Here is a 13,722-nt window from a genome sequence, read left to right as displayed (position 1 = left end):
ACTTTGAATCCAGAAATATTTCAAAGGAATCCGCCACAGACAACAAACAACCACCCACCAAAAACAACCCACAAGGAGTCATCCCTAGCAGCAGACCATCCGAAGCCCATGAACGGGGTTAATGCATCTTTCGGCATTGACTTTCGGCACGCTGTTGAGTTCTCAAAAATCGGGCGCACACCGCGCTTCAGACTTTCGTTTGAAGCTCCGGGGCAACTCGCCAAACTTTACTGTTTCGTCCGCGGCCGGTCAAATCGGCCTCTTTCGTCCCAGTCTCCCTGCGTGACTCAGTGTCCGAAACCCGCCGAGGCGTGTTTCGGCTTCCGAGACCTTCAGGGAGTTTGTCGGAGGACCGGCCGCTTTCGCGTCCTGCGCCTCGCTCCAACAAGAAGAACATTACTGACATTCGCGGTGCGGATGCAAATCGGGGTCCTGGACCCCTCCGATGCCCGCCGGCCACGGCCAGCTGGTCCCTCTGTTCCCAGCCGTCACTCACGTCTCCGCGAGTGGTGGACTCCCATCATCCACCCCCGGTCAAGGGGCGGCAGGTGGGTCGGATGGGAGACGATCGCTCGTCCCCCATCCGAGGTACTGCGACCGTCCGGCAGACGCCTCTCGGCGAGTGGCCGCTCGAAGCGGCGAAGGTTGAGGCCCGGGGTCATACATCGGACAGTCGAAGGTTGTAACCCCAGTGCTCCCGCACCTATTCCCGGGTGCACGACACACTCTCTTCGAGCACTACGAGCACAGGCAGCTACTCAGGTCGTGCGGGTGCAGGGGATCTCCTCGTCGTTCTGGATGAAGACCAGGTCGCCGTCGCGTAGCTCGAGCTCGGTGTCCGCAGTGGAGGCTGCGAACCTGGTCTCGGAGCGCGCGCTGAACTGCAACGGGTTCTGCTTCTCGAACGTCACCTCGAGTCCACTCCCCCGCAGTGCGACATCGAACGCTGGGCCGCCATCCAGCCGGTACGCACCGGCCACCTCTGCCAGGGCCGGTGACGGGAGGTCCGGCAGCTCGACGTCCATCGGGTAGCCCTCCCAGCCGTACGCCGCGGCTGCCGCAGCGAACGCGCGCAGGACAAGCCACATGCCGTTGTCGCTGTTGGTCATCACCACCACGCCCTGTCCGGTGTCCCGGTACGCCAGTAGGTGGCATTTGAATCCCTCGTTGCCGCCGCTATGGCCGAAGCGCTGTCCGACGTCGTCGAGGAACAGTCCCAGTCCGAGGTGACTCAGGCCACCGATCCGCTCGCTCGCGGAGATCTGGGGCGTGAGCATCTCGCGCGCGAGGTCCGGCGACAACACCGCACCATCTACGCCTGCGTAGGCCTGCTGGACGCCGATGGCGAACTTGGCGAGGTCGGTTGGGGTTGTCCACAGCCCTGCAGCGGCCAACTCCGGGTAGGCGTGCCAGCGTCCGTCGATCGGCAGGCCGTGCTCGTCGTGAGCCGTCGCTGCGGTTTCGTACAGCTCTGGCGGCAGCGGTTGTGCGTAGTCGCTCGACGACATGTCGAGTGGTTCGAGCACCAGCTCGCGGACGAGCTGCCGGAACGGTGTGCCTGTCACGTCCTCGAGTAGCTGCTGGAGGACGATCGTGCCGCCGCCGGCGTACCGGAACTGAGTCCCGGGGACGGTGTCGACGCGCACGCCGAAGGTGTTGGTCGGGCTGACGCCGTCGAGGATCTGTCTGGTCGTCGGCAGCATGGCCTCGTGGTGGTACCCCGGAAATCCGTGCACCGTGAGGCCCGCACTGTGACTGGCCAACTGCCGGAGCGTCACGACTGGCTGCCAATCTCCGGTCGGTGGCACCTGCCACGACGTCAGCCGCTTGTTCACATCCTCGTCGAGATCCAGCAGGCCGCGGTCAACCAGCCGGAGCATCGCGAGGACCGCGACCGGCTTGCTGATCGAGCACGCCTGGAACAGGGTGCCCGGGACCACTGGCGCAGACTCGCCTGCCTGCATCACGCCGGCGGTCCCGCCGTACCTGATCTCGCCGCCCTCGATCACCACCCAGCTCGCGCCGGGCACCCGGAACTTCTCGAGATCGGCCTCGATCCCCTCGCGCAGAATGTCCACGTTCCCTCCCCCCGGCTCCAACCGGCTCGGAGCCTCGTGGAGGGAACGCTACGACGCGAACGGTGCTACCTCGACGGTTGCGGCGCGGTGCAGTCGATCTTCGGGTTCGCGCCGATGTAGTTCAATGGGCCGGCGACGATGGTGACCAGCGTCGTGCCCACCTTGGCGCACGTCGCGTCCGAACCCGCGAAGTAGTTGCGCTGAACCGCGGCCGCGAGGCCGATGAGCAACCAGACGAGAACGATGATCGTGATGGTTCGGGAACTGGTCGTAGACGCTCTACGTGTGCGCATGTCCACCTCCTGGGCTGGGCGCTCCCCCGTGTGGAACGCCCTTCCGGTGCCCGCTGCGCAACCGCCGGAAACGCAGAGTCAGACTTCGCGACAGTCGTAGTGCGGCTTGATGTGCTTGTTCACGTACGCGCCGATGCTCGACGCGGCCATCAGAGCGGCGAACGTCGGCTGCGGGACTTCGTCGTACTGGTAGACGTAGCCGTTGACGTACTCGAGTTCGAGCGTGCCGTCGGACCAGCCGACCGACTTGATACTCGACGAGTTCACCGGCCGCCGCCTCATCCCTCAGCTCCTTCGCTCCGCCGTACGCCGCCACAGGTCAGTGTGCCGGTGATCGCTCCGGATCGGGCGACTCCAGGCGTGCCAAGGCGCGGGCCAGGTCGCCGATCGCCGTGTTGAGCTGGTCGAGCACGGCGTGGTCGAGTGGGATCCGTCGCTCGTCCAGGCCGAGATTGGCCTCGAACCGGACCAAGGCATCGGGCGGTGCTTTCTTGAGTGAGGTGTCGAGGGCCTCCTGCAAGTAGGGACTGGGCACGATCTCGGGTCTCTCCCGCCACTTCGTGACCGTGCGAGGCGCAATGCCGAGGTGCTCGGCGAAGGCCTCGTTCGTCAGTCGCAGCGCCGTCCGCAAGGCGTGCGCGTGCCGGCCGGTCCATTCTTCGATGACTGTCATCGGGTTCGCTCCTTGCGCGTCGATCACTCCTTGCAATCAGATTACGGCGATCGGATGACCGTCGGAGTGCACAATTTGTGCCCTGTGGATACCGGTTGGGTTCATGGTGCGGACCGGCTCCGGCGCGTTGACTTCAGGCATGAACGAGATCGGCGGAACAACCCCGACGCTGCTGCGGACGATCCCGCGCCGGCGTCATCTGAAGGTCGCGAACAAGTCCGGGCCACGCTGTTTCCAGCTGGTCCGTCATATCGACGTCTCCGGCATCAGCGGTACGGGCGTCGTCGCCGAAGGGGTCGAGTGGAGCGACGGGACGGTGGCCCTGCACTGGGGAGGCCGCTATCCCACGACCACGGTCTGGCCGGACGGCGTGCACGCGCTCCTGACCGTCCATGGTCACAACGGTGCGACCACCATTCGCTGGCTGGACGAGTAGCCATGCGGACCCGATCTCGGTGGGGTGGGCCTCCCCTGCAGCCGGCCCGCCCCACCGACCTACTCCGAGAAGAACTGCTCGCGGTACTCGGCCGGGGTCACTTTGCTCGGTCTGGGTGCGGAGCCGTTCAGCCCCGCAGACCTGGCGGACGTCTGGCTGGGCTTGTCATCCTCGTTCGGAGGCTGTGTGCCGGCGTCAGGCGGGGCGGGCTGCTGGTGCGATTCGTCCGGATCTACCAGGGTGTCGACCGCGGAGTTGAAGGCGAGTTCGGCCCGGGTCGGATTGGTGTGCTCGATGGCGTCGGCGGACGCGCGTCGTGCCGGGAGGTCGTTGGCGGCCGCGGACAGTTCAGCGAGAGTGTCGAGCAGGCCGAGGGCCGTCTCGACCTCGCCGGGGTGGTTGACCAGCCACCAGACCGCGGCCGAGCCGGGCGTGGCGAAGACGTCGTCCTTCAAGTAGGCGCGTTTGTCCTGCTCCATCCGGCGTTCGAGCAGAGTCGTCTGCTCCCGGCGGTGCAGAGCCGCCAGGTGCTGGAGATGCTTCTGGTCGGCGTCGGGCAGCCGCAGCCGGATCTCGGTCGCCCAGCAGCGCACTTGTCCCTTCTCGTCCAGCGCGGGCTCACCAAGGGTGGCGGCGAGGCGGTGCTGGTTGAGCGACTCCTCGGTGACCTGCTGGGTCGCAGTCAGAGCCCGGGCCCGCTCGAGCAACGCGTGGACGGCGACTGCACCGAGATCCGCGTGGCGCGAGCCCGACAGCACGGTCGACCACTGCACCACCGCGGAGAAGCTGAACTGGAAGTCGGGCGACGCGGACGGCAGCCGTATGTCGGCCACCGTGCGCGACGGCGGTCCGGAGAAGACAGGCTCGGGGTCGGGCAGAACGACGGATGGCGTCGGCGTCGGCCTGGCGACGACGGGACGCGGTTCGTCGGGCTGCTTCCAGACCACCGCAATCAGCACGAGCAGCACCACGGTGAGTACGACGGCGGCCCAGCTCGGCAGGCCGACGACGAGCGACACGACGTACAGGACCAGGACAATCGCGGCAGCAGTCAGGAGGGAATTCCGGTGGAGCTTCATGGTGGCGTTCCTTCACCGCGTCGGGCGGACGTCAGTCGGTCGGCGCATGCGTACCTGACGGCTTCCCCGTCCTCCGCCACCCAGGTCACCGGCAACCCAGACCACGGATCTCGCCACGCGGCGAGACCAGAAAAAGTCTCACATGGCCCACTGAAAGTAGCCGCCCGGAGCGTGTCGGTCGCCGAGCGTGAGTCAGCCGGTGAGGGAGCGGAGTGCTCGGCGGGAGGGAGTGAGCACCACAGGCTTGTAGGGGCAGCGGGCGTCGGTGAGAGTTTCGTAGGCGCGGATAGCCCGGTTGGCGGCGTCCCAGCCTTGCTCGGCAGGGGTGCGGCCGAGGCCTCGGTTGCGGACCAGGGCGCCGTAGAAGGCAGAACAGAAGACGGTCGCTTCGTACCAGCCGATGACTGTGCTGGTGCCGATGTAGGTGATGTCGTCCTGGAGACAGTCGCGGATGGCGCGCTGCCACTTGCCGATGCCGGTCTTGCAGCCGTCGGCGATGACGACGCCACTCGCGATGCCCCACTGCCGGTCCAGGAACCACTCCGCGAGCGACCGCAGCGAGACCTGGGTCTTGCCGTCGGTCGAGAGGAAGGACGGCTCCTCGCTGTGGTCACCGTGTGCCATCACATGAAGGACCGTCGACGGGGTGGTCAGTGCGGAGAACGCAGTCTCGTGGTCGCGGGTGCGGACGAAGTTCACGTCGATCACCGGCTGGTCCCAGCCGGCGTTGATGTTGCCGGTGATGCCCTGGACGAAACTCATCGAGGCGTCGAACGAGCTGTCCAGACCGAGATCCACCAGGGTGATCAGCCGGTTCTTCATTCGCCCATCCCTCCCAAGCGTTTCGATCCCCGCCGCACCATGATGAACCACGGATCCGACAGTTTGCTCCCCTGTTTACCTGGGCTGAGACGGCCTGCCCGACCCCGGGCCGGGCCGTACGACGTACGGCGGTCATGCGCCGGTGGACGACTCGGGAGCGGACCGTGAGCGGCGGTACGGTGGCGGGCAGCGGCTGCCGAAGGAGGACAGGATGAGTCAGGTTCCGAGTGTCACGCTGAGTCATGGATCGGTGATGCCACGGGTCGGCCTGGGGACGTCACCGATGAACGACGCGGACGCGGAACGGGCGGTCAGCCAGGCGCTCGAGGTCGGCTATCGGCTGTTCGACACGGCGGAGAACTACCGCAACGAGGTCGGGGTCGGGCGAGCGCTGCGTGATGCGCCGCGCGATCAGGTGTTCGTCACGTCGAAGTTCAACAAGCGGTGGCACAGCGTCGAGGGCGCTCGGACGGCGTTCGAGGCCAGCGCGGAGAAGCTGGGCCTCGAGTACCTCGACCTGCTGCTGATCCATTGGCCGAACCCGGAGCAGGACCGGTACGTCGATGCGTGGCGCGGGCTGATCGAGTTGCGTGAGGCGGGGCTGGTGCGGGCGATCGGCACGTCGAACTTCAAGCCGGCTCATCTGTCGCGACTCATCGACGAGACCGGGGTGGCGCCCGAGGTCAATCAGGTCCAATTGAGTCCGGTGTGGGCGAAGGCGGCGGAGCGGGGGTTCCATGCGCAGCACGGGATCGTGACCGAGGCGTGGAGTCCGTTGGGTAAGGGGACCGATCTGCTGAGCCATCCGGCTGTGCAGGAGATCGCCAAGGCCCACGGGCGGTCGCCGGGTCAGGTGGTCCTGCGTTGGGAGACCCAGCAGGACGTCGTACCGATTCCCAAGTCGGCCAACCCCAGCCGCCTCGCGGACAACCTGGACATCTTCGACTTCGACCTGACGCGCTCTGAGCTCTCCGCACTCGCGGCCCTCGACGGCACCAGCCGCCCCGCCGCCGACTCCGACCGCTCCGGCCACTGACCCCGAACCACCACAGCCCAGCCGAGCGCCTCCCCGAACCGCCACAACCCAGCCGAGCAGCAGCCCCGAGCCGCCACAGCCCGGGCGAGCGGCTCCCCAGGCCGAGGCAGTTCGCTCCGGCCACTGACCACCCCGGACCGCCACAGCCGGGCGAGCAGCTCCCCCCAGGCCAACGCAGTTCGCCCCGGCCACTGACCACCCCAAACCGCCACAGCCCAGGCAAGCAGCTCCCCCCAGGCCGACACAGTTCACGCCGGCCGCTGACCACCCCGAACCAACCCGGACGCCCTCGGGTATCTGGTGCGGCGACAGCCCGGGCGAGCGGCTCCCCAGGCCGAGGCAGTTCGCTCCGGTCGCTGACCGCCCCGGATCGCCACAGCCTGGGCGAGCGGCCCCCAGGCCGACGCAGCATGGGGCGGCTCCGCCGATGGCTCAGTTCTTGTGGGCTACGTAGTAGGCGTTGAAGGCGTCTGCTTCTACGTGGGCGATGTCTACGGACGCGAAGCCGGCGTCGGTGAGCATTTCGCAGGCCTTCTGTTGGCCCCAGACGGTGCCGAGGCCGGCGCCGCCGGCGGACAGGGAGACGGTCATGCAGTGCATGGTCGAGACGCCGTACAAGAACGTCGCGAAGGGATTGTCCAGGTTGTCCTCGAGGTTGCTCGACGCCTGGATGTCGACCATCAGGAAGACGCCGCCGGGGCGCAGCGACGCCGCGATACCGGCGAGCACTGCCGCCGGCTGCGCCTGGTCATGGATCGCGTCGAATGCGGTGACAAGGTCGAAGCGTTCGTACTCCCCCAGATCAGCGACATCGCGAACGACGAACTCCGCGTTCCCGAGCCCGTCCGCCTCAGCACGACCGGCCGCGATGCCTTCGGCGGAGATGTCGTAGCCGACGCACCGACTCCGCGGATAGGCCGCGGCGATCAGGTTGATGGCATGCCCGCTGCCACACCCGATGTCGGCAACGTCGATGCCGTCGACGAGCCGCTCCGGCAGGCCTGGGACCAGCGGCAGGATCGAGTCGAGCAGTGCCGCGTCGAAGAGGGCACCGCTGTCTTCCGCCATCAGCCGATGGAACTCGGTGTACTCCGCGTACGGAACACCACCACCGTGGCGGAAGCACTCGACCAGCCGCGATTCCACTCCAGCAAGCAAGGCGATGAACTGCGTCGCGCCCGCGAGGTTGTCCGGTCCGGCGGCGCGGGTCAGGAAAGCGGCATGTTCACGCGGTAGCCAGTACGTCCGGCGATCCGCGTCGTACTCGACCACCCGTGCGACCGTCATCCCGCCCAGCCACTCCCGCACGTACCGCTCCTGCAGGCCCGCGGCTCCCGCGAGCTCGTGACTCGTGACCGGTGGCAGCTCCGCCATCGTGTCGAAGAGGCCCACCTGATGTCCGATGCTCATGAGCAGCGTGAGCACCCCGTGGTTGAGCACCTCGCCCATCTGTACGCCGAAAGCCTCGACGCGTGGAGTATCCAGAAGCATTGTCTCCACCTCCCACACGCAGCATCACGCCGGGAGATCGCGCGCAGCATCGGTGAACTCGCCTATTCCTCCAGGCGAGCGAGGTACGCGGCCGCCTCGGTCCGGTTCCGGACGCCGAGCTTGGACAGGATGCTGGCCACGTGATGCTCGACGGTACGGCGACTGATGTACAGCCGCGCCGCGATCTCCGGATTGGGCAGCCCTTCAGCCAGCACGCCGAGTACGTCCCGCTCCCGTTTCGTCAGCAAACCAAGGCCTCTGGGACCGGAACGAGCCGCGGACGCACCAGCCGACCGCAGCCAGGCGGCCGCCGCATCCGCATCGCGCGAGGCGCCGACGTCCTCGAACACCGTGAGCGCCATCCGGGCCTCGGCCACAGCAGGCGTCGAGCCACCCTCGGCACACAGCGCCTCGGCGAGCAGCATCCGGGTCCGCGCGACCTCGACCGGCATCTCCAGCAGGCCGAACCAGGTCAGCGCCGCCGATAACCGGCGCACCGCCGCGTCGGCTTCCCCCTGTGCCAGCACAGCTCGCCCGCACAACCGAGCAGCCCGTGCCGCGATCAGTCCGCTGTCGGTCGTCGTACCCAAAGCAGAAAGGTGTTCGGCCTCCACAGCAGCGCCGGCAGCATCACCACGAACAAGACAGGCCTCGCCAAGCACCTCACGGAGTCGGGCCGCCTCCAGCGGGTTCGCGTCGACGAGCTGACGCCGGACCAGCGACTCGGCCATCGCCACGTCCCCGGCTGCGAGGTGGACGGCGGCCAGCACCGGCCGTACGACGGGGCGATCCTCGAAGCCGACGAGGAGTCGCCGAGCCTCGACAAGCCGGCCCTGACCCAGCCGGAGCTCGGCCAGGAAGGCCGCTGCCTCTGCCTGGACGGCAGGCAACGAGTTTCGCGCAAGCTCGGCCGCGGCGGTCAGCTCGTGCTCCGCGCGTGGCCAGTCACCGGTCGACACCAGGACAGCGCCGTACGCCGCCCGGCAGGTCGAGTGCAGGTACGGACAGCCGTAACGATCGATGAACTCGTCCAGCGAACGCATCCACTGCACAACGCGCACGAAGTCCGCACCGCGAACGCACGACCGCATCAGCAGACAGCTGGTGAGGACGACCGTGTCAGGTCGAGCCCCCTCGCCACCCAGCGCGCCGGCCAAAGCCTCGTCCAGCAGCGCGGTGCCTTCCAGCACCTGTCCGAGGTCGATCAACGCGGCGCCCCAGATGCTCAGCGCGCACAGCTCGAGATCGCGATCCTCCGCCATGGCAGCAACGTCGTACGCCGCTTCCGACCAAGAGGCGGCGAGCTCGGGATCGTCGACGGACGACGCCCGGGCCAACGACGCCCACGCCACCAGTACGGGCTCGGCAACCTCCGAGGCAATGCGGACTGCCCTCGCCGCCCATCCCTGTGCAGCGGCCCGATCGCCGAAGTTGGCGTCGTACGAGAGGCTGAGGCCAAGGGCCATGAAGACGGCGTCCGCGGGATCGGACTGGCGGTAGAGCGCGTAGGCGCGTTCCCAACAGGAGAAGGCGGCGGGCACGTCGCCCAGCCACCACTGGGCGTCACCCAGCCCAGCCAGACCTCGAGCCGTTGCCGAGATCCCGACCGCTTCCGCGAACACAGCGCGGGCCGCGCTCCAGTCTCCCTCGCCGAGTGCCTTCGCCCCGGTCGCGAGGAGACCGTCGATCCCCTCCACAGCTTCGACGGTAAAACGTGCTGCGGTCCCCGGGAAAGTGCCAACTCCTGGTGTTCGACCCCATCCGTGGGGTGGCTCACCGCGAAGGCCCGGGCATCCGACCCCGGTACCCACCAGTCCCTTTACCCGGATCGACTACCCGGGCGCGTCGCGGACGATCGAGTTCGGCCTCAACGACCGCGGCAGCATCACCGGCGTCTACGAGAACGCGAACGCGACGCCACCCGCCGCCACCCCGCCAGAGAAGGACCACTGATTCGCGGACGGCACCAAGGCGCCGAGCACCCTCAGCCGTTCGAGCTCCTGGCTGGGCGCGCTGCGGCCCCCGGGGAATGTGGGAAGTTCCCGGGGGCCGTGGCGCTTTCAGTTGGGGTGGTGCAGCGCGCCTGGCGCTGCACTTCGCGGCGTCAGCTGCAGCCGGAGGTGCTGCCGCAGCCTTCGCAGACGTAGCAGGAGCCGCTCGGGCGCATCTTGGTACCGCAGGTGAAGCAGAGCGGTGCGTCGACCGAGGTGCCGGTGATGAGCTCGAACATCTCGGCGGTGGTGCGGACCTCGGAGGTGTCGAGCGGCTTGGCCGCGGCCGCTTCCGCCACGACGGGCTTGTCGGCGCTCTCGGCGACCGGCTCGACCGACTTCAGCGACTCGGCCTCGGAGACCTCGACCGGGGCCGGCTCGTAGGAACCGGTGTCGAGCTGCCGGGACCGCTCGTCCGCGGAGTAGATGCCCAGGGCGGCCCGGTCGTCGAACGGCAGGTAGTCCAGGGCCAGGCGCCGGAAGATGTAGTCCATGATCGACTGCGCCATCCGGACGTCCGGGTCGTCGGTCAAACCGGCCGGCTCGAACTTCAGGTTGGTGAACTTCTGGACGTAGGTCTCCAGCGGTACGCCGTGCTGCAGCGCGATCGAGATCGCGATCGAGAAGGCGTCCATCACCCCGGCCAGGGTCGAGCCCTGCTTGCCCATCTTCAGGAAGACCTCGCCCAGACCGTCGTCCGGGTAGGAGCCGGCGGTCATGTACCCCTCGGCGCCACCGACGCTGAATGACGTGGTCCGCGACGGCCGCGACTTCGGCAGGCGCTTGCGGGTCGGCCGGTACTCGATCACCTTCTCGACGATCTTCTCCGCGACGGCCTCGGTCTCGGCCGCGGCGGCCTCGGAGGCCTTCTTCGCCTTGGCGTCGGCCAGCGGCTGGCCGACCTTGCAGTTGTCGCGGTAGACCGCGAGCGCCTTCAGGCCGAGCTTCCAGCCCTGGAAGTAGACGTCGGCGATCTCCTCGACCGTCGCGGTCTCCGGCAGGTTCACCGTCTTCGAGATCGCGCCGGACAGGAACGGCTGCGCGGCCGCCATCATCCGCACGTGGCCCATCGGCTTGATCGCCCGCTCACCCATCGCGGTGTCGAAGATCTCGTAGTGCTCCGGCTTCAGGCCGGGAGCGTCGACCACGTGACCGTGCTCGGCGATGTACTCGACGATCGCCTCGATCGTCTCCTCGGTGTAGCTGTACTGACGCAGCGCCCGCGGCACCGTCTGGTTGACGATCTGCATCGAGCCGCCGCCGACCAGCTTCTTGAACTTGACCAGCGAGAAGTCCGGCTCGATCCCGGTGGTGTCGCAGTCCATCATGAAGCCGATGGTGCCGGTCGGTGCGAGCACCGAGGCCTGCGCGTTCCGCCAGCCGTTCTTACCGCCGACCTTCAGTACGGCGTCCCACGCGGCCGTGGCGTGCTTGTGCACGTCCTTGTCGATCTCGTGCAGCGTCCGGATCGCGTCGTTGGCCGCGGCGTGCTTGCGCATCACCCGGGTGTGCGCGTCCTTGTTCCGCTCGAAACCGTCGTACGGGCCGACGACGCCGGCCAGCTCGGCCGAGCGCTTGTACGACGTACCGGTCATCAGCGAGGTGATAGCGCCCGCCAGTGCGCGACCACCGTCGGAGTCGTAGGCGTGGCCCGTTGCCATCAGCAACGCACCGAGGTTCGCGTAGCCGATACCGAGCTGCCGGTAGGCGCGGGTGGTGTCGCCGATCGCCTCGGTCGGGAAGTCGGCGAAGCAGATCGAGATGTCCATCGCGGTGATGATCAGCTCGACCGCCTTGACGAACTTCTCCGAGTCGAACAGGTCGTCGTCGCGGAGGAACTTCATCAGGTTCAGCGACGCCAGGTTGCAGGAGGAGTTGTCCAGGTGCATGTACTCCGAGCACGGGTTGGACGCGGTGATCCGGCCCGTCTCCGGCGTCGTGTGCCAGTCGTTGATCGTGTCGTCGTACTGCAGACCCGGGTCGGCGCAGGCCCACGCGGCCTGGGAGATCTTGTCGAACAGCGACCGCGCGTCGACAGTCTCGATCACCGAGTTGTCCAGCCGCGCCCGCAGCCCGAACTCACCCTTGTCCTCGACCGCACGCATGAACTCGTCGGTGACCCGGACCGAGTTGTTCGCGTTCTGGTACTGCACCGAGGTGATGTCGCGACCGCCGAGGTCCATGTCGAAGCCCGCGTCGCGCAGGACGCGGATCTTCTCCTCCTCGCGCATCTTGGTGTCGACGAACTCCTCGATGTCGGGGTGGTCGACGTCGAGCACGACCATCTTGGCCGCGCGCCGGGTGGCGCCACCGGACTTGATCGTCCCGGCGCTCGCGTCGGCGCCGCGCATGAAGCTCACCGGGCCGGACGCCGTACCGCCGCTGGACTGCAGCAGCTCCTTCGACGAGCGGATCCGGGACAGGTTCAGACCGGCACCGGAGCCGCCCTTGAAGATCAGGCCCTCTTCCTTGTACCAGTTCAGGATCGAGTCCATCGAGTCGTCGACGGCGAGGATGAAGCAGGCCGACACCTGCTGCGGCGACGAGGTCCCGACGTTGAACCAGACCGGCGAGTTGAAGCTGAAGTACTGGTGCAGGAGCATCCAGGTGAGCTCGTGCTCGAACACCTCGGCGTCGGCCGGGGTGGCGAAGTACCCGTACTCCTCACCGGCCTTGCGGTAGGTCTTCACGACCCGGTCGAGCAACTGCCGCAGGCTCCACTCGCGGTTGTCGTGACCGACCGCGCCGCGGAAGTACTTCGTGGTGACGATGGTGGACGCGTTCACGCTCCAGTAGTCGGGGAACTCGACCCCGCGCTGCTCGAAGACGGTCTCACCGGTCTTCCAGTTCTGCTGTACGACGTCGCGACGCTCCCAGGTCACCTCGTCGTACGGGTGCACACCCTCGGTCGTGAAGATGCGCTCGATGGTGAGTCCCGCGGGCACGCTCTTGCCCCTGCGGAACCCGGCCGCCGACCTCTTGGTCGACCCCGAGTGGCCGGTCACCGTCTCTGTCATGGTTGCTCCTCGCCCTGTGTCTGTACCGCCGCGGTCTGTCGGGACCGCCCCGTTGAGTAACGCCAGGTCTTGCAGATTTTGCTGAATCCCCGATTTATGTCTGCTGGGTCGGCTTCAGCGGGCGCGGCTCGGTGCCCTCAGGCTCCTTCTCCGCCCGCAGCAGCGCGATCTCCGTCTCGAAGTCGTCGGCCGACTCGAACTGCCGGTAGACGCTCGCGAACCGCAGGTAGGCGACCTCGTCGAGCTCCCGCAGCGGCCCGAGGATCGCGAGTCCGACCTCGTGCGCGGGCACCTCCGGCGAGCCGCTCGCCTTGAGCGCGTCCTCGACCTTCTGGCCCAGCCGGGCCAGTGCGTCCACGTCCACCGGCCGGCCCTTGCAGGCCTTGCCGACGCCGTTGATGACCTTCTCCCGGCTGAACGGCTCGGTCGCGCCGGAGCGCTTCACGACCGTGAGCTGCATCTGCTCGACGGTGGTGAACCGCTTCTCGCACACCGGGCACTGCCGGCGGCGGCGGATCGCTCCGCCGTCCTCGGCCACCCTGCTGTCGACGACCCGGGAGTCGACGTGCCGGCAATACGGACAGTGCACGGCGAATCACTCCTCCCGTGAGGCCGCCCGGCGGGCGTCCTGTGGATCTTTCTGGGGACAACTTGTGTATGACGTGTGCGTAACCGACCACTACCTGTGGAAAATTACACCCGTGTAACCACTACATCTAGCGATCCTAGATCGCTGCTCCGACAGTTTGCAAGAACGCCGGAATCTCGCGCGCGTCTCTTTGTCCCAACACCCGCGCGGCCTGGTG

12 protein-coding genes are annotated in these 13,722 nt (G+C 67.5%); 2 read left to right on the top strand and 10 right to left on the bottom strand.

Annotated elements, in window-relative coordinates; genetic code table 11:
* Nucleotides 1-758: 758 nt before the first annotated feature.
* The 4 genes from ACGFH6_RS44085 to ACGFH6_RS44070 all read right to left on the bottom strand — a co-directional run bounded on the left by ACGFH6_RS44085 (nucleotide 759) and on the right by ACGFH6_RS44070 (nucleotide 3,044).
* Entirely contained in the window at nucleotides 759-2,078 is a 1,320-nt protein-coding gene (locus ACGFH6_RS44085; RefSeq protein WP_393397209.1) for a serine hydrolase domain-containing protein, read from the bottom strand.
* Between the two features lie 65 nt (nucleotides 2,079-2,143).
* On the bottom strand, nucleotides 2,144-2,371 hold the full coding sequence (locus ACGFH6_RS44080) for a hypothetical protein (protein ID WP_360452078.1): 228 nt from the start codon (nucleotides 2,369-2,371) through the stop codon (nucleotides 2,144-2,146).
* Nucleotides 2,372-2,449: 78 nt separating this feature from the next.
* Nucleotides 2,450-2,653: a KTSC domain-containing protein gene (locus ACGFH6_RS44075; RefSeq protein WP_393397207.1), complete on the bottom strand. Its 204-nt coding sequence runs from the start codon at nucleotides 2,651-2,653 to the stop codon at nucleotides 2,450-2,452.
* Nucleotides 2,654-2,690: 37 nt separating this feature from the next.
* Nucleotides 2,691-3,044 (bottom strand): XRE family transcriptional regulator, encoded by a 354-nt coding sequence (locus tag ACGFH6_RS44070; protein WP_393397205.1) that lies wholly within the window; start codon nucleotides 3,042-3,044, stop codon nucleotides 2,691-2,693.
* 139 nt (nucleotides 3,045-3,183) lie between these two features.
* On the opposite strand from ACGFH6_RS44070, the gene ACGFH6_RS44065 reads away from it, so the two are divergent.
* Nucleotides 3,184-3,480: a hypothetical protein gene (locus tag ACGFH6_RS44065; RefSeq protein WP_393397203.1), complete on the top strand. Its 297-nt coding sequence runs from the start codon at nucleotides 3,184-3,186 to the stop codon at nucleotides 3,478-3,480.
* 59 nt (nucleotides 3,481-3,539) lie between these two features.
* Here the strand turns inward: ACGFH6_RS44065 and ACGFH6_RS44060 are convergent, their stop codons facing one another.
* Nucleotides 3,540-4,559 carry a hypothetical protein gene (locus ACGFH6_RS44060; RefSeq protein WP_393397201.1) on the bottom strand — a complete coding sequence of 340 codons (1,020 nt, stop codon included), beginning with the start codon at nucleotides 4,557-4,559 and terminating at the stop codon, nucleotides 3,540-3,542.
* A 192-nt stretch (nucleotides 4,560-4,751) separates the two neighbouring features.
* Nucleotides 4,752-5,381, bottom strand: a complete 630-nt coding sequence (locus tag ACGFH6_RS44055) for a hypothetical protein (protein WP_131517650.1) — start codon at nucleotides 5,379-5,381, stop codon at nucleotides 4,752-4,754.
* Nucleotides 5,382-5,592: 211 nt separating this feature from the next.
* Between ACGFH6_RS44055 and ACGFH6_RS44050 the strand changes: the two genes are divergently transcribed.
* Nucleotides 5,593-6,417 carry an aldo/keto reductase gene (locus tag ACGFH6_RS44050; protein WP_393397198.1) on the top strand — a complete coding sequence of 275 codons (825 nt, stop codon included), beginning with the start codon at nucleotides 5,593-5,595 and terminating at the stop codon, nucleotides 6,415-6,417.
* 432 nt (nucleotides 6,418-6,849) lie between these two features.
* Here the strand turns inward: ACGFH6_RS44050 and ACGFH6_RS44045 are convergent, their stop codons facing one another.
* From ACGFH6_RS44045 to nrdR, 4 genes are all read right to left on the bottom strand, one after another.
* Nucleotides 6,850-7,908: a class I SAM-dependent methyltransferase gene (locus tag ACGFH6_RS44045; RefSeq protein WP_393397196.1), complete on the bottom strand. Its 1,059-nt coding sequence runs from the start codon at nucleotides 7,906-7,908 to the stop codon at nucleotides 6,850-6,852.
* A 62-nt stretch (nucleotides 7,909-7,970) separates the two neighbouring features.
* Nucleotides 7,971-9,605: a LuxR C-terminal-related transcriptional regulator gene (locus ACGFH6_RS44040; RefSeq protein ID WP_393397194.1), complete on the bottom strand. Its 1,635-nt coding sequence runs from the start codon at nucleotides 9,603-9,605 to the stop codon at nucleotides 7,971-7,973.
* 407 nt (nucleotides 9,606-10,012) lie between these two features.
* Complete coding sequence (locus tag ACGFH6_RS44035) at nucleotides 10,013-12,916, bottom strand: vitamin B12-dependent ribonucleotide reductase (RefSeq protein WP_393397192.1); 2,904 nt, start codon at nucleotides 12,914-12,916, stop codon at nucleotides 10,013-10,015.
* A 94-nt stretch (nucleotides 12,917-13,010) separates the two neighbouring features.
* Nucleotides 13,011-13,505, bottom strand: coding sequence for a transcriptional regulator NrdR (nrdR, locus tag ACGFH6_RS44030; protein WP_131354813.1), 495 nt, complete (start codon nucleotides 13,503-13,505; stop codon nucleotides 13,011-13,013).
* Between the last annotated feature and the right edge of the window lie 217 nt (nucleotides 13,506-13,722).

Origin of the sequence: Kribbella sp. NPDC049227, assembly GCF_043197265.1 — a bacterium.
GTDB lineage: Bacteria > Actinomycetota > Actinomycetes > Propionibacteriales > Kribbellaceae > Kribbella.
The sequence above is the reverse complement of the archived record's forward strand: the minus strand, read 5'-3'. Positions and strand labels throughout refer to the sequence as shown.